General features: G+C 62.6%; 23 protein-coding genes. 15 read left to right on the top strand and 8 right to left on the bottom strand.

Annotated elements, in window-relative coordinates; genetic code table 11:
- Positions 1-78: 78 nt before the first annotated feature.
- The 3 genes from A3K89_RS15740 to A3K89_RS26730 are packed head-to-tail and all read left to right on the top strand — an operon-like array spanning position 79 to position 1,099.
- Positions 79-315, top strand: a complete 237-nt coding sequence (locus A3K89_RS15740) for an addiction module protein (protein ID WP_024476685.1) — start codon at positions 79-81, stop codon at positions 313-315.
- Entirely contained in the window at positions 312-629 is a 318-nt protein-coding gene (locus A3K89_RS15735; RefSeq protein WP_024476684.1) for a type II toxin-antitoxin system RelE/ParE family toxin, read from the top strand. The genes A3K89_RS15740 and A3K89_RS15735 overlap by 4 nt, the downstream gene beginning before the upstream one ends.
- Positions 521-1,099: a relaxase domain-containing protein gene (locus A3K89_RS26730; RefSeq protein ID WP_174524654.1), complete on the top strand. Its 579-nt coding sequence runs from the start codon at positions 521-523 to the stop codon at positions 1,097-1,099. The genes A3K89_RS15735 and A3K89_RS26730 overlap by 109 nt, the downstream gene beginning before the upstream one ends.
- 154 nt (positions 1,100-1,253) lie before the next feature.
- Here the strand turns inward: A3K89_RS26730 and A3K89_RS26615 are convergent, their stop codons facing one another.
- Together A3K89_RS26615 and A3K89_RS26785 are read right to left on the bottom strand one after the other, a co-directional pair.
- On the bottom strand, positions 1,254-1,436 hold the full coding sequence (locus tag A3K89_RS26615) for a hypothetical protein (RefSeq protein ID WP_168212703.1): 183 nt from the start codon (positions 1,434-1,436) through the stop codon (positions 1,254-1,256).
- A gap of 49 nt (positions 1,437-1,485) precedes the next feature.
- Positions 1,486-1,935 carry an aldo/keto reductase gene (locus tag A3K89_RS26785; protein WP_024476682.1) on the bottom strand — a complete coding sequence of 150 codons (450 nt, stop codon included), beginning with the start codon at positions 1,933-1,935 and terminating at the stop codon, positions 1,486-1,488.
- Between A3K89_RS26785 and A3K89_RS25490 the strand changes: the two genes are divergently transcribed.
- From A3K89_RS25490 to A3K89_RS15710, 3 genes are all read left to right on the top strand, one after another.
- Positions 1,817-2,266, top strand: a complete 450-nt coding sequence (locus A3K89_RS25490) for an IclR family transcriptional regulator (protein WP_084423838.1) — start codon at positions 1,817-1,819, stop codon at positions 2,264-2,266. The genes A3K89_RS26785 and A3K89_RS25490 overlap by 119 nt on opposite strands.
- A 161-nt stretch (positions 2,267-2,427) precedes the next feature.
- Entirely contained in the window at positions 2,428-3,150 is a 723-nt protein-coding gene (locus A3K89_RS15715; RefSeq protein WP_024476681.1) for an alpha/beta fold hydrolase, read from the top strand.
- 16 nt (positions 3,151-3,166) lie between these two features.
- Complete coding sequence (locus A3K89_RS15710; protein WP_024476680.1) at positions 3,167-4,081, top strand: alpha/beta fold hydrolase; 915 nt, start codon at positions 3,167-3,169, stop codon at positions 4,079-4,081.
- A gap of 180 nt (positions 4,082-4,261) precedes the next feature.
- Here the strand turns inward: A3K89_RS15710 and A3K89_RS26605 are convergent, their stop codons facing one another.
- On the bottom strand, positions 4,262-4,384 hold the full coding sequence (locus tag A3K89_RS26605) for a hypothetical protein (protein ID WP_005054939.1): 123 nt from the start codon (positions 4,382-4,384) through the stop codon (positions 4,262-4,264).
- Positions 4,385-5,118: 734 nt separating this feature from the next.
- On the bottom strand, positions 5,119-5,469 hold the full coding sequence (locus A3K89_RS15705) for a winged helix-turn-helix transcriptional regulator (RefSeq protein ID WP_024476679.1): 351 nt from the start codon (positions 5,467-5,469) through the stop codon (positions 5,119-5,121).
- Between the two features lie 71 nt (positions 5,470-5,540).
- On the opposite strand from A3K89_RS15705, the gene A3K89_RS15700 reads away from it, so the two are divergent.
- The 5 genes from A3K89_RS15700 to A3K89_RS15680 are packed head-to-tail and all read left to right on the top strand — an operon-like array spanning position 5,541 to position 12,927.
- Complete coding sequence (locus A3K89_RS15700; protein ID WP_024476678.1) at positions 5,541-6,548, top strand: zinc-binding alcohol dehydrogenase family protein; 1,008 nt, start codon at positions 5,541-5,543, stop codon at positions 6,546-6,548.
- 1 nt (position 6,549) lies between these two features.
- On the top strand, positions 6,550-7,317 hold the full coding sequence (locus A3K89_RS15695; RefSeq protein WP_084423834.1) for an N-6 DNA methylase: 768 nt from the start codon (positions 6,550-6,552) through the stop codon (positions 7,315-7,317).
- Complete coding sequence (locus A3K89_RS15690) at positions 7,314-8,843, top strand: type I restriction-modification system subunit M (protein WP_068427656.1); 1,530 nt, start codon at positions 7,314-7,316, stop codon at positions 8,841-8,843. Before A3K89_RS15695 ends, A3K89_RS15690 begins: the two co-directional genes overlap by 4 nt.
- The gene (locus A3K89_RS15685) at positions 8,840-9,985 is read left to right on the top strand and encodes a restriction endonuclease subunit S (protein ID WP_068427654.1); all 1,146 of its coding nucleotides are present in this window, start codon (positions 8,840-8,842) and stop codon (positions 9,983-9,985) included. The genes A3K89_RS15690 and A3K89_RS15685 overlap by 4 nt, the downstream gene beginning before the upstream one ends.
- Positions 9,985-12,927 (top strand): type I restriction endonuclease subunit R, encoded by a 2,943-nt coding sequence (locus tag A3K89_RS15680; protein ID WP_068427653.1) that lies wholly within the window; start codon positions 9,985-9,987, stop codon positions 12,925-12,927. The genes A3K89_RS15685 and A3K89_RS15680 overlap by 1 nt, the downstream gene beginning before the upstream one ends.
- Before the next feature lie 203 nt (positions 12,928-13,130).
- Here the strand turns inward: A3K89_RS15680 and A3K89_RS15675 are convergent, their stop codons facing one another.
- Entirely contained in the window at positions 13,131-13,577 is a 447-nt protein-coding gene (locus A3K89_RS15675) for a hypothetical protein (protein ID WP_068427651.1), read from the bottom strand.
- 194 nt (positions 13,578-13,771) lie between these two features.
- A complete protein-coding gene (locus A3K89_RS15670; RefSeq protein WP_254303552.1) occupies positions 13,772-14,146 on the bottom strand; it encodes a hypothetical protein in 375 nt (124 codons plus the stop codon).
- A 307-nt stretch (positions 14,147-14,453) separates the two neighbouring features.
- Between A3K89_RS15670 and A3K89_RS15665 the strand changes: the two genes are divergently transcribed.
- Positions 14,454-15,236 (top strand): ParA family protein, encoded by a 783-nt coding sequence (locus A3K89_RS15665; RefSeq protein ID WP_068427649.1) that lies wholly within the window; start codon positions 14,454-14,456, stop codon positions 15,234-15,236.
- Positions 15,237-15,456: 220 nt separating this feature from the next.
- On the opposite strand, the gene A3K89_RS25815 is transcribed toward A3K89_RS15665, so the two are convergent.
- Positions 15,457-16,182 carry an NYN domain-containing protein gene (locus A3K89_RS25815; protein WP_068427646.1) on the bottom strand — a complete coding sequence of 242 codons (726 nt, stop codon included), beginning with the start codon at positions 16,180-16,182 and terminating at the stop codon, positions 15,457-15,459.
- Between the two features lie 166 nt (positions 16,183-16,348).
- Positions 16,349-18,097, bottom strand: a complete 1,749-nt coding sequence (locus tag A3K89_RS15655) for a hypothetical protein (RefSeq protein ID WP_068427644.1) — start codon at positions 18,095-18,097, stop codon at positions 16,349-16,351.
- Between the two features lie 331 nt (positions 18,098-18,428).
- Between A3K89_RS15655 and A3K89_RS15650 the strand changes: the two genes are divergently transcribed.
- The 3 genes from A3K89_RS15650 (at position 18,429) to A3K89_RS15640 (ending at position 19,423) form a co-directional block, all read left to right on the top strand.
- Entirely contained in the window at positions 18,429-18,686 is a 258-nt protein-coding gene (locus A3K89_RS15650) for a type II toxin-antitoxin system Phd/YefM family antitoxin (protein WP_068427642.1), read from the top strand.
- Position 18,687: 1 nt separating this feature from the next.
- A complete protein-coding gene (locus tag A3K89_RS15645; protein ID WP_017836491.1) occupies positions 18,688-18,945 on the top strand; it encodes a Txe/YoeB family addiction module toxin in 258 nt (85 codons plus the stop codon).
- A gap of 106 nt (positions 18,946-19,051) precedes the next feature.
- A complete protein-coding gene (locus tag A3K89_RS15640) occupies positions 19,052-19,423 on the top strand; it encodes a histone-like nucleoid-structuring protein Lsr2 (RefSeq protein ID WP_367946710.1) in 372 nt (123 codons plus the stop codon).
- Positions 19,424-19,716 lie beyond the last annotated feature (293 nt).

Genomic DNA, 19,716 nt, shown 5'->3' with positions numbered 1-19,716 from the left:
TGACGTTCACAGCAGCCCCGCAACCCGAGCCACAGACGCCCAGCGCGATTGTCGGCCGTTCGACGTACACTTGAATACATGACACCCGACACCGCAACTCTGATCCGAGACGGCCTCGCGCTCGACGCCGATCAGCGCGCGGTCGTCGCTAACGCCCTGCTCGAAAGCCTCCATGATGCAGACGACGAGAGCGAGGTCGATGCAGCCTGGCGTGCCGAGGCTACCCGGCGACTGGCCGAGGTGCGTGAGGGTGCGGTCGATCTGGTGGATGCCGACGAGCACTACGAGCGTTTGCGCGCCTTGCTCACCGCATGACCTTGGCCCAGCGAGAGCACCCCGAGGCCGTCGCGGAGTTCGACGCCGCCGTGCGCTGGTACGAAGACCAGGAGCCAGGGATCGGCCTTGCGCTCATCGACCGAGCAAGGCAAGCCCGGAAAGACCTCGACCAATGGCCGAACGCCGCCCCACCATTCACGACCGCTGACGATGGCACCGTGATCCGCAGCAAGGCCGTTCGCGGATACCCGTACCGCATCGTCTACACGGTGGAGCCGGACACGATCCTGATCCTCGCCTACGCCCACGAGCGCCGCGAACCCGGCTACTGGCTCCACCGGCTGAACGACTGAACAGCACGCCGCCGGGCTCATGGCTCGGATCGGGTCTCGCGTACATTTCTGGCGCCGTCGAACCCGGTGGTGAGGTCAGCGAGGAGCAGCTCCGCCGTCTCATGGGGCACGGCCAGGACCCCAACACGAGCGAACAGTTGGGTCGTCCGTACCGCCGATTCGCAAGCACTGCCGAGCGAGTTGCCCGTCGGCTTGAGAAGCTTCCCGAGACCCTCGCTCCCGCTGATAGGGGTGCACAGGTGGCGTTGATCGAGGCGGAAGAGGCAGGGAAACCGACGGGTGTGTTCGGCGAAGTCGGTGAGGCGGGCGAGGTTCTGTCGGGTCTTGACGGCGAGGTAGCGGCCGTTGACTTTCCGGTCTTCGTTGATCTCAAGCAGGGCTTCGGCGGCATGCTGGCGGACGTAGGGGTCTTCGGCGTCGTCGGCGGCGATCTGTGGCCCAGACTTCGCGAATTCGGGCAGGGGTACTAAAGCCCACCCCCTGTTCCCGATCGGGCACACTGCAGAACTTACTCTCTCCCTCGCCGCCATCTGCAGTGCACGCGACTTCGCGATGGTTTGGACGCGGCTGTCGAGCGAGCCGAAGGTGAGGCGAGCAAGGCAGATCGCGCCTACGTTCGAGCCATCACCTTCGCCGCCGGTCAGTTGCTTCGCGCAGTCGCCGAAGTCCACCGGGCAAGCCTGGCGAGCCGTATTCGTCGGCGGTCTCGAGGCAGCGGTCGTGTGTGCAGCGCATGATGGCGGAGAGCCGGTCCTGCGTGTAGTCGAATGTCCAGGAGCCGCGCGAGGCGTTCTGCTGCGTCTCCAGAGCGCGCTGAATTTACCAGATCGGTGACGATTTTGGTGTTCTTGGTGGACTAATGACCGTTCTCGGGCAGGTCAGAGTCCCGCGCGGCGGCTTCGCCGTTGTCGAGGGACGCAAGCGTGGCCATCTGGTCGGTGCTAAGGCGGAAGTCGAAGACCGAGAGGTTCTCGACCAGGCGTTTGGGGTCTGACGATCTCGGCACCGGCACGAGGCCCTGCTGCACGTGCCAGCGGAGCACCACCTGTGCCGCCGTTCGTCCGACGTCCGCCGCGATCTGCACGATCGTCGGGTTCTCCCGCAGCTCGGGCCCGCGGCCGAGCGGGCTCCAGCTCTCGGTCACGATACCGAGCACCTCGTGCGCGCGTCGAGGAACGGTACGGGCGATGTCGGGGCTGAGCTGGATCTGGTTCACGTCGGGCACGACCCCGGTCGCGGAACCGACGACGGCGGTGCGAGTCGCTTCACGGTTGGGCAAGGAGATGCCGGCCCATTGCACCTCCACGGGAAAGGTTCTCCTGGCGCAGCTCCCGCGAGAACAATTGGACCGTCTCTACCCCGACGAGCAACTCTCACAGGTGACTCCGCAGTCGATCCGTACCAAGACCGAGCTCCTCGCACAACTGGATCTTGTCGCGAAGCAGGGCTATGCAACGAACCGGGAGGAGAGCGAGGAGGGCGTGGCCTCGGTGGCCGTGGCCGTTCCCTCGGCGAGCGGGCTGCGGTTGGCGATCAACGCATCTGCCCCGGTGTTCCGCTTGCCTCCCCGCAAGGTGAAGACCCTCGTCGCACTCCTCGATGAGGCAGCCGTACGTCTGGCCGACCTGACCTCCTGAAGGCTCGTCGTCTCTTTCCCCTGCGACCTGGTGCAGGGGTCGTTCGGCGCGTTCTGAAGAGAGCTCGAGCCATGCTGGACTGTTGGCGCCGCGCAAGCTATTGTGTCTTCTAGTTAGGAACAAGTTCTGCTCAGCAGATAAATATGCGAAGAGGATGATCAATGCAGATCGTACTGGTGCACGGCGGATGGGTAGGCGGCTGGGCGTGGGACGGCGTCGCCGACGAATTGCGCAGAATGGGGCACGAGGTGATCGCGCCGACGCTGCGCGGTCTCGAAGACGGTGACGTGGACCGCTCCGGCGTCACGATGAGCATGATGGCGCGCGATCTGATCGATCAGGTAAGAGAGCTCACCCAGCTCGACATCGTGCTCGTCGGTCATAGCGGCGGAGGTCCGCTCATCCAACTCGTCGCTGAGGCGATGCCCGAGCGCATCGGCCGGGTCGTCTTCGTCGACGCCTGGGTGCTGCGCGACGGCGAGACCATTAACGACGTGCTCCCCGATCCGTTGGTCGCAGCGATGAAGGCGCTTGCGAGTCAGTCCGACGACAACACCATCGTCATGCCGCCTGAGCTCTGGGCCGCGTCTATGCAGGACATGTCCCCGTTCGAGCAGCAGCAGCTCGCCGCGCTCGAGCCGAGGCTCGTCCCAACGCCGGCAGGCTGGTCCAATGAGCCGATCCGCCTCGACCAGTTCTGGGCGAGCAGCATCCCGTCAAGTTATGTGTTCCTCGCTCAGGACCAGGCCGTTCCCGCTGAGATCTACCAGGCCGCGGCCGGGCGGCTTGATAGTCCGCGCACGATCGAGATCGACGGAAGCCATTTGGTGATGCTCACGCATCCGGAGAGGCTCGCACGGGCCCTCGACGCCGTCATTGCCTAACAGGCCTGGGGAAGCTATGGATTCGATTTCACGCCCAGACGACGTCGCGCCGATCTCGTACACCGAACTGGCGCCGTCGGGTGCGCCTGCTCGGTGGATCGTCCTCGTGCACGGGGGTGGTGTCTCGAAGGAGTGCTATCTCGAGACGCCCGACGGCCGACAGGGCTGGGCGGCACGATTGGTATCGCTTGGCTACGGTGTGCTGGTGGTGGACTGGCTGGGGTTGTCCTATGAGGCGGCCCAACACGTCGATGATCGTGCGGCGTCTGCGCGGCTGGACTATGAGAGCGTGTGCCGAGGGATGGGCGTGTTCCTCTCTGGTCTCGGCCGGAACGTCGTGCTGGTCGTGCACTCGATGGCAGGTCCGATTGGCTTCCGCCTCCTAGAGACGCATGGCGATCTCATCGACGGGCTCGTAGCCGTCGCTCCGGGCCCGCCTGGAAATGTACAGGCGGTGCCCGAGATCGTGAGGGAGTCCGACCAGGAGGTCTCCATCCGTGGAGCGGCCATCGACTGGACCATCCCGAAGATGGGTTTCTGGGAACCCACAAGCGCCTTCGTGAACGACAAGGCCATCGGACCCAGCCGGCGGTTCCCCCGCGAGTGCATCGAGGTGTTCCGCCGCACCCTTCGGCCGATCCCGGCCCGGATGCTTTATCAGCGTCAGAACATCGGTGGGAGCCAAATGAGGATCGGGCCGACCGACGCGTTCACGAACAAGCCGATTCTCGTCTTCACGGGTGGAGCCGATACCGACCACCCCTCGCAGCTGGATCAGGACATCGTGGCCTGGCTCACCGATCAGGGCGCCGCCGTCACCTTCTGGTCGTCCGAACTGCCTGTTCTCGCTGGGAACGGCCACATGCTGATGGTCGAAGACAATAGCGACGAGCTCGCTGACGAGATCGCGCGGTGGATCACGGCGCTCTGACTCGCCACCGTATCGTCCCGGCCATTATTTCAGCCGACCCGACGTCCCCAACAGCGGAGGAGAACGCCAGTCGTTTCCTTCGTGTCACTCGAGGGAACGCTGTGCCAGCTCGTTGCCGACTACGACTTGGTCGATCGGGCCCTTGCTCGAACTCCTCATTTCATACGTCTGGCGATGGACTCAAGGGAGATGTTCGCCGACGGCCGCGTGCAACTCCAGGTCATCGGTGGACAGCTGAGGCGTCTGCCACGACGCATCGAGACGATCGGTTCGCAGCTCGAACGGAACGTTCGGGCTGAGCATAAGGATGTTCCGAGACCTCCAGGAACGCGGATGGATCGGTTCGTTGGTCGGGGAGCTGACGACCACCCTGGTTGGCGTGGCGCTTATCGTCGCTGCGGTGCTACTTTCGGTCTCGGGGGGTGGCCCCCAGCTCGCCCCGACGTCGCACTCCTACCGTTCCTAGGGGCGGGGTGGTCGGCCTCGCGGGCAGGCTCCTCGTGCTGAGGCCGCTGCGCACCTCCTTGATGCGCACCACGCTGATCGCCGGATCCTGGCAAACTATCCCGCGACGCGAATTCGCAGGGGGTGTCGGCGCGACTTTCGATCGACGTACAGTGCCGTCCGTTAACAAACGATCGGTTCGTGCGACCGAACTGTCGAACGCCTGTGCATCGCTGCGGCGAGTTCCTCATGGCGCAGTACCTGGGTTTCGCTTCCGGAAGAAGATTTCACGAACCCCAGCGACACGGTGTTGCGGTGACGTTCGACGAAAGAGAAGAAGGATGGCCCGGCGAATCCCAATCGCGCGAAGTCTCGCCTTCGAAATGACAGAAGCGCTCCTGTGCTCGCGCGTCGGTTACTTCGCACCTTCTAGGTGTGACGTTATCAATTAGGGTGATGACGACCGGTGACGGGTACCGGTACCTGCTGAACTCTGTCGTGTCCGGTGACGGCGACCGCGACGCCTCGTCTGTGTTGACGCGGTATTACGCGGAGGCCGGGACTCCTGGCTCGATGTAGCGCCGAGGGGGTCGCTACTGGTCGGTTCCGACGTTGTGTTCAACCCAGTCGCGCAGATGCTTCAACGGGGCGGCTGCGCTGTGTCCGAGGTCAGTAAGTTCGTACTCCACGCGAGCGGGAACCTCGGGGTAGACGGTGCGAGTGAGCAGGCCGTGGTCTTCGAGACGCTTGAGGGTCTGGGACAGCACCTTGGGGCTGACGCCTTCCAAGCGTCGTTTGAGTTGCCCGTTGCGTTGCGGCCCGTCTTCGAGCGCACCGATGGCCAGGGCGCTCCACTTGTTGGCGAGCAGGTCGAGCATGTCGCGGCACGGACACATGGCCGCGTACACGTCGTTCCGGTCGCACTCATCCACGGTCTGACTCATACGTTCATGGTATCCGATGGGTACTAGGTTGCCTTGACGGTAACCAGTAGGTCTGGGGAACCATAATTGGCATGACGGCTACGACTGCGATCGGATACGAGAAGAACCTCCCCGCCACCGACCCCGAGGCGCTGACCGCCCGCGAGGTCGAGGTGCCCGAACTTGGACCGCATGACTTGTTGGTCGAGGTCGAGGCGGTCTCGGTGAACCCGGTCGATGTGAAACTGCGGGAAGGCGCTCCTGCGAACGGGTTCAAGGTGCTCGGCTTCGACGCCGCCGGTACGGTGCGCGAGGTCGGCTCAGCGGTGACGCTGTTCGCTCCGGGTGACGAGGTGTACTACGCGGGCAGCATCGACCGGCCAGGTACGAACCAGCGCCTGCATGTTGTGGATGAGCGGATTACGGGGCGCAAGCCGCAGGTGCTGTCGTTTGCCGACGCTGCTGCGCTGCCGCTGACGGCGATCACCGCCTGGGAGACCCTGTTCGAGCGGCTCGCCCTTACCGAGGACTCGACCGGCACCCTGCTGGTGATCGGCGCGACCGGCGGAGTCGGATCGATCATGCTGGCACTGGCCGACGCGCTCCTGCCGAACGTCACCGTGATCGCCACCGCCTCCGACGATGAACGCTCCGCCTGGGTGCGCAACCTGGGCGCGGAGCATGTGGTGAACCACCGCGACGACCTGGCTGAGCAGGTGCTCGCCGTCGCGCAGGATGGCGTGGACTGGCTGTTCACCGCGCATTCCGCGGGGCAGATCGAAACCTATGCGCGGATCGTTCGAGCGTTCGGGCATATTGTCGCCATTGACGACGGTCCGCGCGACGTGTTCCCGCTCAAGGGCAAGAGCATCGCTTGGCACTGGGAACTGATGTTCACCCGCCCGCTCAGGCAGACCCCGGACATGATTGAACAGCACCAGCTCCTGAACACTGTCGCTGACCTTGTAGATCAGGGCCGCATACGCACCACGGCCACAACGACACTCGCGCCGATCTCACCGACCACACTCCGCGAGGCGCACGAGTTGGTCGAGAACGGCCGCACAGTCGGCAAGGTCACCGTCCACAGATGGGAGTAGACTGAAACCGCGCGCACGCGCATGTTCACAGGCGAGTGCGTTTGCAGAACCTCGGCTAGCCCAGTTCGACTGCGTCGTCGCCAACCCGCCGTTCTCACTGAAGAAGTGGGGCCACGATCAGTGGGCAGACGACAAGTGGGGGCGCAACAAGCTCGGCGGTGTCCCGCCGACGGGATACGCGGACTGGGCGTGGGTGCAGCACATGATCACGTCCGCAACACCTGATGCGGGCCGGATCGCCGTCGTCCTCCCGCAGGGCGCACTGTTCCGCCAGGGGACTGAAGCCAAGATCCGCACCCACGTCCTGAACTCTCGGAAGGTGGAAGCCGTCATCGGTCTAGGACCGAACCTCTTTTACGGCACCGGACTAGCGGCGTGCATCCTCGTCCTGCGCAATCAGAAGGACGAGAAACAGCGAGACCAAGTGCTGTTCATCAATGGCGAGAAACTCTACCGACGGGGCCGGAACCAGAACACCTTCGAGGCGAAACACGCCGAGACGATCCTCACCGCCTACCGCGACTACGAAGACGTGGAGAACCTCGCCAAGGTCGCCACCATCGACGAGATCAAGGCCAACAACTACAACCTCAACATCCCGCTGTACGTCCAGGCCGACATGGGCCGCGATGAGGTCTCGCTGGCCGATGCCCTGGCGAGACTCGAAGCGGCGCATGAGCGGGCTGCCCAGACACGCGCCGAACTAGAAGATCAGCTCGCCCAGTGGGGTCTGTCCCCCGACGACATCGACAAGGAGGTTTCGGCATGAGCACCCGCATCACCCAGCGTGAGCTGGAGAGCTATCTGTGGGACGCCGCGATCATCCTGCGAGGACTCATCGACGCCGGGGACTACAAGCAGTACATCTTTCCGCTGGTGTTCCTCAAGCGGATCTCCGATGTCTATGACGAGGAGTTCGCCGAGGCCATGTCCGACTACGGTGACGAGGAGTTGGCAGCACTACCGGAGAACCACCGATTCGTCGTGCCGGACGGCTGCCACTGGAGCGACATCCGCCAGGTCACCACGAATATCGGGACCGTCCTACGCACCGCTATGCGCAGGATCGAGAATGCTAACCCGGACACCCTGCCGGGCGTCTTCGGGGATGGCGACTGGGGGAACAAGAACCTACTCCCGGATTCGACAATCTCCGAGCTGATCGAGCACTTCTCCTCCCGCACGTTGTCAATCGCCAACCTGCCCGAGGACGAACTGGGCAACGGGTACGAGTACCTGATCAAGAAGTTCGCCGATGACTCCGGCCACACCGCGCAGGAGTTCTACACCAATCGCACCCTGGTCCACCTGATGACCCAGATGCTGGAACCGGAATCTGGGGAGTCGGTCTATGACCCGACCTGCGGAACCGGCGGGATGCTCATTTCCGCTGCCGCCGAACTTAAACGTCAAGGGAAGGAATGGCGAAACCTGCGGCTGTATGGTCAGGAGCGCAATTTCGGAACCTCCGCCATCGCACGGATGAACCTATTCCTCCACGGGATCGTCGACGGTCGCATCGAGCACGGCGACACCCTGGCTGAACCCAAACTCCTCGACGCCGACGGCAAGCTCCAGCGTTTCGACGTGGTGCTTGCGAACCCGCCGTACTCCATCAAGGACTGGAATCGGGGAGCGTTCGCCTCCGACCCCTACGGTCGGAACATTTGGGGCACTCCCCCGCAGGGCCGCGCCGACTACGCCTTCTTCCAGCACATCGCGGCCAGCCTCGATTCCAAGTCCGGGCGTGCGGCAATCCTGTTCCCACACGGTGTGCTGTTCCGCCGCGAGGAAGCCGCGTTGCGGAAGAAGCTCATCAAGTCCAACCTCGTCGAATGTGTGCTCGGCCTGGGCGCGGGCCTGTTCTACAACAGTCCGATGGAGGCTGTGGTCATCACGCTGCGTACCAACAAGCCGGAAAACCACGCAGGCAAGATCCTGTTCATCAACGCGGTCAACGAGGTGTCACGCGAGCAGGCCCAATCGTTCCTCCGCGTGGCACATCAGAAGAAGATCCTCGACGCCTACAGAGGCTTTGCGGACATCGAGGGGTTCGCCGCAGTGGTGGATCTCGACACGATCAAAGCCATGGACTACAGCCTGTCGATCCCGCTGTACGTGCCCGGCAGCGCCACCAACGGCGCAACTGTCGGCGATTTCGAGACCGTGAACGTGACTGACGCCGTCACGAGATGGCGCGAGGCGTCCCAGTCCGCAGACGAGACGATCAACGACGTTCTCGACATGCTCCGGGTCGCCGTCGAGACCGCGAAGGAAAACGAGGTGGAGGCATGATTCTCGACCTAGACAAAACCACCTGGAAGCGCGTGAAGTTCGGTGACGTCGTCAAGAATGTCAACACCAAGTCCTCCGATCCCGCGTCGGACGGAATCGACCGCGTCATCGCCATGGAACATCTCGACCCCGGCGAACTCGCCATCCTCCGGTGGGGCTCTCTCGAAGCTGGCACGACCTTCACCCGCCGAGTCACGCCGGGCCAGACCCTGTTCGGCAAGCGAAGGGCGTACCAGCGCAAGGTCGCATACGCGGAGTTCGACGCCATTTGTTCGGGGGACATCCTGACCTTCGAGGCGATCCCAGGGAAGCTCCTGCCCGAACTGCTCCCCTTCATCGTGCAGTCGGACCCCTTCTTCGAGAGAGCCGTCGGTACCTCCGCAGGTTCACTCTCACCACGCACGAACTGGCGTGACCTTGCCAAGTTCGAGTTCGACCTGCCGCCCCTAGACCAGCAGAAGCGCATCGTCGACCTGCTATGGGCGGTGGAGAGGCATTCACAGAGCGTTCGTCTGATCATCGAAGCATCTATCCCATGCCAGGCTCTGGCAATGGATGTGAGTGCTGATGGGTACGTAGAACTAAGCGATGTGCTGTCTGTTGCTAAGAGTGGAGGCACACCGCGTCGGTCCAACCAAGAGAACTACCTGGGCAACATCCCGTGGTTAAAGTCCGGAGAAGTTGTAGGCGGTCGGATCACCAGCACCGAAGAGTTAATATCAGATACTGGTCTGAGTTCTTCTGCAGCGTGGCTGGCCCCAGAAGGAGCAACGGTAGTCGCTATGTACGGCGATGGTAAGACCCGAGGCCAGGTGGGCCGACTCGCCACCCCTATGGCTACCAACCAGGCAGTATTGGCGCTTGTAGCGGACCGAGAAAAGGCTGATTCTCGTTTCTTGTACTTCTGGTTACGGTCCCGGCAGTCCGAGCTACGCGAACGTGGAGCAGGGGCTGCACAAAAAAACCTATCGAAGAAAATCGTAATATCTGAGCCCTTTCCCGATATTTCTATTGTCGACCAGCTGTTCGCCGCCGAGAGAGTCGAAACAATAGATAAATCAACTGACGCGCAGAAGGCCGAATTAGATCACCTGCGAGCGCTACGTACTTCCCTCCTGTCCTCGATTTTCGGAGACTCGTGATGTCCACCTTCACCGAGGCCAACACCGTTCGCGACCTGGTCAGGGACGAGGTCGTCAAACTCGGCGCGACGTTTATCGCTGGGACTGACCTGGACCGTGAGACCGGGGACGTGTTGCTCACCGGGTCGGTGCGTGCTGCGCTGACCCGGTTGAACCCGGACATCGCCGCCGATCCGGAGAAGGCAGAGCAGGTGCTGTATCCGCTCAACGGCATCATCAGGGAGGCACGGCAGAACCCTCATCCGATCACGCAGAACGAGGAGTTCATGTCGTGGTTGTTGGAGGGCAAGTCTTTGCCCTTGGGTGAGGACGGTGAGCACGCCACCATCCGGTTCTTCGACTTCGACGACCCGGCGGCGAACGAGTGGATCGTCTCGACCGAGGTGACGTTCAGCCGTAACCAGGTGAGCAAGCGGTTCGATCTCGTCATCTGGTGCAACGGCTTCCCCCTCGTCGTCGGGGAGGCGAAGAATCCGACACGGCCCTCCGAGTCGTGGATGGATGGGGCGGCTCAGATCCATGATGACTACGAGCAGACCGTCGCACCGTTTTTCGTGCCGAACGTCTTCGTGTTCGCCACCGAAGGCAGGGGGCTGCGCTACGGGTCGGTGGGCATGCCCATTGAGAAGTGGGGTCCCTGGCGAGACGAGACCGCCGCCGGTGACCGCCCCAAGTCGGGCATCGCGGCGGTGCAGGAGGCTGTACGAGGTCTGCTGAACCCAGTGTCGGTGCTGGAGTTCCTCCGCTTCTTCACCACGTTCGCCACCGACAAGAAACATCGCAAGATCAAGGTCATCGCCCGGTTCCAACAGTTCCAGGGCGCGAACGCCATCGTTGAGCGGGTTCGTGAGGGCACGGTGAAGACCGGCCTGATCTGGCACTTCCAGGGGTCGGGCAAGTCACTGCTCATGCTGTTCGCCTCGCTCAAGCTCAAGTCATTGCCCGAGGCCAAGAACCCAACGATCCTGATCATCGTCGACCGCACCGACCTGGACACCCAGATCACCGGCACGTTCAACGCCTCCGATGTGGCCGGGCTAGTGTCCACCGACTCCCGTGTGGAGCTCCAGGAGCTGTTGCGGGCCGGCGCACGCAAGATCATCGTCACGACGATCCAGAAGTTCCAGGACGTTAAGGTCGATGCCACACCGCCGGATGTGTGGGATGACAGGCACAACATCATCGCTCTGGTCGACGAAGCACACCGCACCCAGGAGGGCGACCTCGGTGCCCGGCTGCGCACGGCACTTCCGAACGCTTTCCGCTTCGGACTCACCGGTACCCCGATCAATAAGCGTGACCGCAATACTTTCGCCCTGTTCGGGCATCCCGGTGACGAGGGCGGGTACCTGTCGAAGTATTCGTTCCAGGACTCGATCCGTGACGGCGCGACCCTGCCGCTGCATTTCGAGGTCCGTCCCTCGTCGATGAAGATCGACCAGGATGCCATCGACACAGCGTTCGCGGAGCTGGCCGACTCGGAGGATCTGTCCGAGAAGGAGCGTGCAGACCTGTCCAAGCGGGCCGCAAGTATTGAGCGGCTCATCAAGGCCCCGAACCGGATCCGGATGATCGCCGAGGACATCGCAGAGCACTTCACCACCAAGGTGGAGCCGGAGGGCTTTAAGGCACAGGTCGTCGCCTACGACAAGGAAGCGTGCGTCGCCTACAAGACCGCCCTCGACAAGATTCTCGACCCTGAGATTTCGACGATCGTCATGTCCAAGAGCCGGGACAGCAATCCCGAGTGGGCCAAGTGGGAGCCGACTCCGGACGAGCAGAAGGTGATCGTCGACCGGTTCAACGACCCGTCTGACCCGCTCAAGATTCTGATCGTCACCGCGAAGCTGCTCACCGGGTTCGACGCGCCGATCCTGTACTGCCAGTACTTGGACAAGACACTTAAGGAGCACACGCTGCTCCAGGCCATCTGTCGCACGAACCGCGTGTACCCGCCGCGGAAGACACACGGCCTCATCGTCGACTATCTCGGTGTCTTCGACGACACGATGAAGTCACTGGACTTCGATGAGAAGAGTGTCCGGCGGGTCATCACCAATCTCGATGAGCTCGAAGGCCAGATCGAACCGGCCATGCGTGACGCCCTTGGGTTCTTCCCCGGTGTGGACCGCACTATCCACGGATACGAGGGCCTCATCGCGGCGCAGCAGGCCCTGGCGGACGATGAGACGAAAGACGAGTTCGCGGGCGCCTACAGCGTCGTTTCGCAACTATTCGAGGCCCTGAGCCCTCGTCCGGTGGTGAACCCCTACCGTGCGGACTTCGTGTGGCTCACCGATGTCTATCGGTCGGTGAAGCCGCCGGACAACACTGGCCGGCTGCGGTGGATCGCGCTCGGGCCAAAGACTCTCGAGATCATCAACTCCAACATCCAGGTCGAGATCCCGGCAAAGACCGAGACGATTGTCCTCAACGCCGACACCATCGAGGACTACCTCAGCGGACACAGAAGCGACATCGACGCCGAGGAGATCGCGAAGGCCATCACCGCCCGAATCGCAAAGCATCGAGGCAACCCGAAGTTCGTCGCGCTCGGCAAGCGGCTCAACGCCTTGCGTGAGAAGTACTCCGACCTCCAGCAGGCGAATCTCGACTTCCTGCGTGAGCTCCTCGAGCTGGCCAAGGACACCGTGGCGGCGGAGAACGAGATCGAGAAACTACCTCCCGAGGAACTGGGCAAAGCCGCTCTCACCGAGCTATTCGAGGCGGTCAAGACAGAAGAGACTCCGATCATCGTCGAAAACGTCGTCCACGAGATCGACGAAGTCGTGCGCGCTACGAGGTTCACCGGTTGGCAGGGCACGCACGAAGGAGAGCGAGAGGTCCAGAAGGCGCTTCGGCGGACGCTCTACATCAAGTTCAAGATCCGCGATGCTGACGTCTTCGACAAGGCGTACTCCTACGTCCGCGAGTACTACTGAGACTGCGTCCGCCGATAATGTGAAATTACGTCAAATGTGCAGGTCAAACGGGAAGAATCGACCCCCGCCCAGAGCACCTGGGACAACCTACTCGACCTATCGTCAAGGTCGGCCGGATCTAAAACGTGGCCCCCAAGTCGAAGTGCCCTCGCAGCGGGTCACTGCGAGGGCACTGGAACGGCCACGTCCAGCCTGATGCTGGACTAGCTGCCGAAGAGAGATCCGAGGGATCCGAACGCTCCGGTGAGCGGGGGATTGACCGCCAGGTGGAACGGATCCGCTGTCACTCGTACCAGCATCCCGGGAGTGCCCCAGGATTCCTGCGGCTCGGACTCGGGGACAAGGGCCGTGCACTTCCACGTGAAGGTGTAGTCGCCGTCCGCCATGGCTTGTGCGCTCGTGCCCAGGGTGCCCGGCTGGACATTGATGAAGGACGAGTACACGTACTCCGGTGCGGTGTCCCGCTTGGCAACCCAGACGCATTGAATGCTCTGCTCTGACTGATTGTCGAACTGCAACGTCACATCGTTGCGGTCTGCGGTCGCCGAGAACTGCACGTCCTGCGGCGCTGCGCTCGCTGGCGCGATGGCCGCGAAGGCGAGAGTGCAAGTTGCCGCCGCGGCGATCGTTACGCGAGTGAATTTCTGCATGGGGTACGACCCTCTATTCGTCGGTGGAATGCGGCTAACTAGCCGTGGACAACTCGCCGAGGCGACACAGCGGGTCAGTGCGCAAAATGATACGCCAGCCCAGGGCCACGCGCCCCGGGTCCAAAGTGCCGATAAGTCGCGTTCCGACAATCCGCACCCCGTCTCACTCCCCCACGGCGTCACTAGGTCGCTACTCAGATGTGTCCGCGGCGCCACGACCACACTGACAGTCCCACCAGGACTAGCGCGGCGATTGGCAGGATCCACCGCCCCAGCAGAAAAGCTTGGAGCTGCCACAGCTGCTCGTCACTCAAAAACTGTAGGCCGCTGCCCCGGTCCGCCAGCGACATGTACATCGTCCAGGCACTGGCCGCACTGATCCCCGGTAGCCACATGTGGAGCGACCCGGCCACCAAGAGCACCGCCATCGGGAAGAACACCCAGAACCACGAGAAGCCCTCGCGATTCTGCGCGGCGTGCCGAGGCGGGACGGCAGCTCTGACCAGCACGACCATCAACACGGCGAACGTCCACACCCCCACCATCACGCTGCCGGCAACCGCCATCATCAATGACACCAGACCCAATCAATCGCGGTTAGTGCTGGTATGCGCATTTCCGTGGCCTTCGCCGTGGTGGAGGACTGTCAGTCGAGCCGCAGTTAGCTACTGTAGCAATGCGCGCATTGCTAGCACTGCTAGCTAGCCTGGCACGTATAGTTACGTGAGCTTTGCGAGTTTCCGTTGCACAGATAACTATGAGAGGTAACGTAGCTAGAGATGCAGCACTAGCTACCAACGAGTACCTCAGTGCACATACATGGCCAGCCAAACTAGCGGCTACCTCTGGCTGGCATCCACTTCGAGAGGAACCTACATGATCCGAAAGTTAGCGCTCTGTAATCAGAAGGGCGGCGTCGGCAAAACTGCAACGACGCTCGGGCTGGCTAGTGCGCTGAGCGCTCAAGGGCGCAACGTTCTGATTGTGGACGTCGATCCCCAAGGGAACTCCACCACGGGACTCGGTGTCGAAATCACGGACGGCATGATGACCACGTTCGACCTCATGAACCGAACAGCTTCGGGATCTGCGGCCGACGCCGTCATCGCAACTCCATGGGACAGGGTTGACCTCATCCCGTCCAACGAAGCACTAGCCAACATCGAATCAGACGGCGCCAACGATTTGATCTTCCGCCTCGACATCGCATTCGAGGGGCTCGACCTCTCGCCCTACGACGCGGTCCTCTTCGATTGTCCACCGTCACTGGGGAAGTTGCTCTTTGCCGTGCTGTGCGCAGTCGACGGGGTCATTGCTGTGACCGAGCCGACCATCGACAGCGTCCGGGGGATCGAGAACCTTCAGGAAACGATCCGCAATGTTCAGAGACGACCGAACCCCCGGCTCGTAATGGAAAAAATCGTCCTTAGCCGTAAACGGGCCACCGGGGAGCACCAATTCCGCGAACGCGAGTTGCGTAGCACTTACGGAGAACTGGTCGCGAAGACCGCCATTCCGGAACTTACCGCCCGACAGGACGCACATAGCACTCACACGCCGATCCACAAGTTTACTGGCGGCAAGGCATTGGCTCTCCAGGTGGCTTACACAGATCTACTTTCCGAGCTGGCGATCGAATTCGAAGGAAACGCAGCATGAGCGTCCAGCGTGAACCCGCAATCCGACGAGCTGCCCACCCCGCAGCAGACTTGCCAGAGCGGCCTACCCCGGCCACCACACCGGCCGCTGCCGTGCCGCTTCCCTCCCCACAGCCAACCCAGCCAGCTGGGCGAGGGGAGGAGCGACTGACGGAGCAGCACAATGTCCGGCTGCGCCCATCAACGAAAGCGCGGCTACTCCGCGCTGTCGACAAGCTTCGCTACGAGACAGGCGACCGCTCTATAAGCATCGCATCTATCACCGACATCGCAATCGTCGAGTACTTGGAGTCTCGAGACTGCTGATCAGGAATCAACAGTCTTGAGCAGCATCGGATCGGGCGCCGGCGCCGGGCCCGATGTTGGGCGTTGGTTAGGTACAGCTGTGTCGTGCACTGCCGGTAGAGGCTGGTTGCTGGCGTGCCTCCACCGATAACCTGCACCATCTGTAATCCCTGAGCGCGTAAGCGGGAAGCGATGGGGGTGAAGATCCCGTCCCCGGTAGCAACCATCACCTGCCCGAAGCGGCGTGCGGTCCAGGCAATGTCGATGCTGTCGAGCAACGCGTGGTCAGCGCCGTCTGGTGCGTTAGATCCGATGACCCGCTGTATCGCTGAAGGCAGGGAGAAGAACGACGCGACGGCGTTACGCTGAGCCACTGACACGATCACGTGGTCGTCATCGCGCATCCCGGTCACGAACTGGTACTCGGCCCAAAGCTCGGTAACCGAGCCCGCGTCGACCCGTCCAGCGAGAAGATTCTCCAAGTCCACCAGATGCAGGGTCCGGGGGCGGTCGTACCAGCCTGCACTTGGCGCCTCCTCACGCCGGGTCGTAGCTGGGCGCGTCTGATTCGAAGCGATTAAGGTCAGCAGATGCTTCGCGTCGGTTCCCAGCGACGCGGTCGGCATGGCCGCAGAGGTCGGTTGATCGGAGTGAATGTGCATCTCATGTCCTCCTCGTCGAGTGGATCTCACGGATGCCCTTGGGGGAGGTGTGTTCCTCGTAAGGGCTTTCGTGTATCAACCGATCCCCACACCGGTGTCCCGGGCGTATGTGTTGGGCCCCGGGCATCACTGTGATGCCCGGGGCCCAACACGATCGGTGGTGTGGTTAGACGGCGTGGATGACGCGGTCTGGCAGGTCGGCCTCATCGACACCGCGGTCACCATCACCGTGGTAGGTGCGGTCGCTGTTGTGGCCGTCCAGGTCCGGTATCGCTGGACTGTCCGGGGCGAGCATGCCGTCGACCTCGGGTGCAGCGGCACCCTCGCCCTCGCTCTCACTCTGGGCTTCGGCTTCGGTTTCGGGTTGGGCTGGCTGGTGGGGTTTCTTGGCGTCGAGGTCGGTCACCTTGCGGGCAGCCATCTGCTCGATCACGTGCCGGCACCGGGCCAGGGCTTCGGTATCGAACAGCGGAACACCACCAAGGATCCGGGACCTGACCCGCTCGACCGGATCCTGCTTGGCCGGATCTTGCGGCTCGCCCTCCTCCGGGAGCAAGGTGGCGTCGATGCGGGGCGCGACCTGCAGCACGGAGTACTGGTCACCGGCGTACCCGTACTCGGTTCTTAGCCGCAGGATCGCCTGAGCCGCCGGCAAGGCTGCCCGCCGATCAGCATCCTCAGCATCGAGAAACTTGCGGTAAGCCTTGTCCAACACCGATTCCATCGCCAAAGTCTCAGCGGTATATTTCTGGTGCGCGCTCTCGACCTGACGATCGATCTCGGCGATCGCCTGGGCCAACGCGTTACGCCGCAGCACCTCCGGTGACGGGCCCCGAGAGTTCACCACCGCCACACACACCGGGGCGGCAGCGGCCATCGCCCCGATCAGTGCGGCAAGACACACCCCGGCAGCGGTACCCACGCCCACGGCATTGGTGACCGCATGCCCAAGCCGTGCGCACATCGTCACCCCCGTCAGGACCGACATCCCCAGCACCCCGACCCATCCAAGTGCCAGCACGGGATGGGCCACAACCACCGACTTCAACCGCTCCACCACCGGCAGCTCCGACGACTGAGCAGAAACATCCTGGGAGGTTTCCTCGTCCGGGTTCTCACTGGCCGATGTCGTCGCACCACCATCGGGCTCGAACGCGGGCGTGTTGATCGCCGCCCACGTCATCTCTCCCACCAGGTGTGACCACACCGCGATCGCACCAGCCACCAACGCCGACAGCGCAAACGCTGTCAGCAGGCGGGGCAGCTGAATGATCCACCCACCGTCGGCATACGCCTCAGGATCAAGGGTGGTGTTCTCAACCGGGATGAGGATCATCGCGATCGCCAACACATCGACGAACACCAGCAGGAATGCCGCGATCTTCATCCACCGCAGCACGCCCGAGCGATGCCGACCCCCCTGACCTCGTTTAAGGTCCTGGTCGATCCTTGACGACAGCGCTTCGTGCTCGCTCCGCAGCGCCGGAACGGGGCGAGTGTCTCCACTGAGATCCGGTGACTGCGCGAACGTCTCATGCCGTTTGGTCCGTTTCGGGGTCGCCACGGTTACGACCATCTCCCGTGACTGCAACAACTCGACATTTTCCGCCGCGGCCTGGGCGGCATCACCATGCCGGCGATGCTGCTCCGCTAGATCGTTCAACGACGCCACATGCGGGGCAACAGCAGCACTGCGGGCCTCGGTAACTCCGGATCCCAGCAACGCTTCGAGTTGTTGCAGGCCTTCATCGTCATGGCCGGGCACGCTGTGACCCGCATCCACCCGCAGCTTCCGAGCTTTCTGCAGCTCCTCAGCCTTGGCTTTAGCAACGGCGAACAACACCCCGTCGTCACTGAACTGCCGCTTGGCCTCACGCCGTGACCGGCCCGCCCGCCACCATTCCAACAACCCCATGACATGACTCCTTGACTCGAATGACCTTGGCCCCACACAAGCCGCGCAATGCCCCCGCCACACGCCCCGATCCAGACCGATCACACAGACGCTGGCGGCGGACACAACATCCGCGACCCGTACTTCCCAACCAGTCCCCACACGAGCCGGGCCACCACCGCGACCACCGGATTAACGACGGGCGTACCGCCCTCCAATGCGGACAGTCAGCGGCCACGTACGCAGCACTTTCGTCGGGTTGCCTGAACGCGCACCGACGATCCCCGCCGAACATGGGCTAGTTGCCCCACCCATCCCCAATCTGTACGCTTTTATGTACAGGAGGTTCGACATGAAAACCATGAGTTACACCGATTCCCGGGCGCGCTACGCCGAGGTCCTCGACGGGGTCACCAACGACCGCGAAGAGGTCATCATCACCCGCGCCGGCCACGAACCGGTGGTCATGGTCTCCCTCGACGACTACGAGTCCCTGCGCGAGACCGCCCACCTCATGCGCTCGCCAGCCAACGCCCGCCGCCTGCTCGATGCGATGGAGCGGCTCGAGTCCGGCCGCGGCCAAGCCCGCGATCTACTCGACGCCGACTGACGTGCTACTCGTCTGGGACGACAACGCCTGGCAGGACTACCTCTGGTGGCAACAACAAGATCGCAAGATCCTCAAACGCATCAACCTGCTCCTGCAAGACATCACACGCAACGGCAACGAAGGGATCGGCAAACCCGAACCCCTCAAATACGACTTCGCCGGATACTGGTCCAGACGCATCACCGACGAGCACCGACTCGTCTACAAAGTCACCGAAACCGAAGTCCGTATCGCCACCTGCCGCTACCACTACGGATGACCTTGCTGCCCACGCCGCATGCGACCGGAATACAGCCCCCAAAAGGCCTGTGGCATGAAGCGTCAAAGAATGTTATTGCGCGTCATTTATCCGCTTCATACATACTGTGACCCTGCAAGTACAGGCATCACAACAGGGGGAAGCAATGGCTCAGCAATTTCAGGTGAGATTCATCGACGATCTCGACGGAACCGACCTGGGCGAGACGTCGAACACTATTTCTTTTGCCTTTGAAGGCAAGGAGTACGCCATCGACCTCAGCGATGACAACGCCGAGGCATTCCGCGAGGCCGTAGCGCCGTACATCCAGGCCGGCCATCGGGCGACCGGAAGCAAGGCCAAGACCGCCCGCAAAACTGCGGCCCCGTCCGGAAACACCAAAGCGATACGCGAGTGGGCCCGCAACAATGGCTACGACGTCTCCGACCGCGGACGGATTCCCGCGGACGTGGCCGACGCATACGCAGCGGCAAACTAGGCCGACAGCCCGGCGCCCCCAGAAGTAATCGCCAAACCCGCTCAGGGCAGCCGCTTCCAAAACCTGCCCTGAGCGGATATCGCGCCAGAAAAACGCTCCTGCGAGCAAATATGTTAACGCCGATAACTTATCTTATGACAAGTCGTCTGTTGCGAGTCGCAGGAAGTGCGAACTCGAACCCCACCCCGATGGCTGCGTTCCTGAACGCAGTTTCCGAGGCAGCTACCTGTAGCGATGCCGATGCTAGCTCGGCCAGGGACGGATTGTTTGGTGGCCGCGCCGGGCCGCGGTGT

Source organism: Rhodococcoides kyotonense, assembly GCF_001645385.1.
GTDB lineage: Bacteria > Actinomycetota > Actinomycetes > Mycobacteriales > Mycobacteriaceae > Rhodococcoides > Rhodococcoides kyotonensis_B.
Note: the sequence above shows the minus strand (reverse complement) of the source record. Positions and strands in the feature narration are given on the sequence as shown.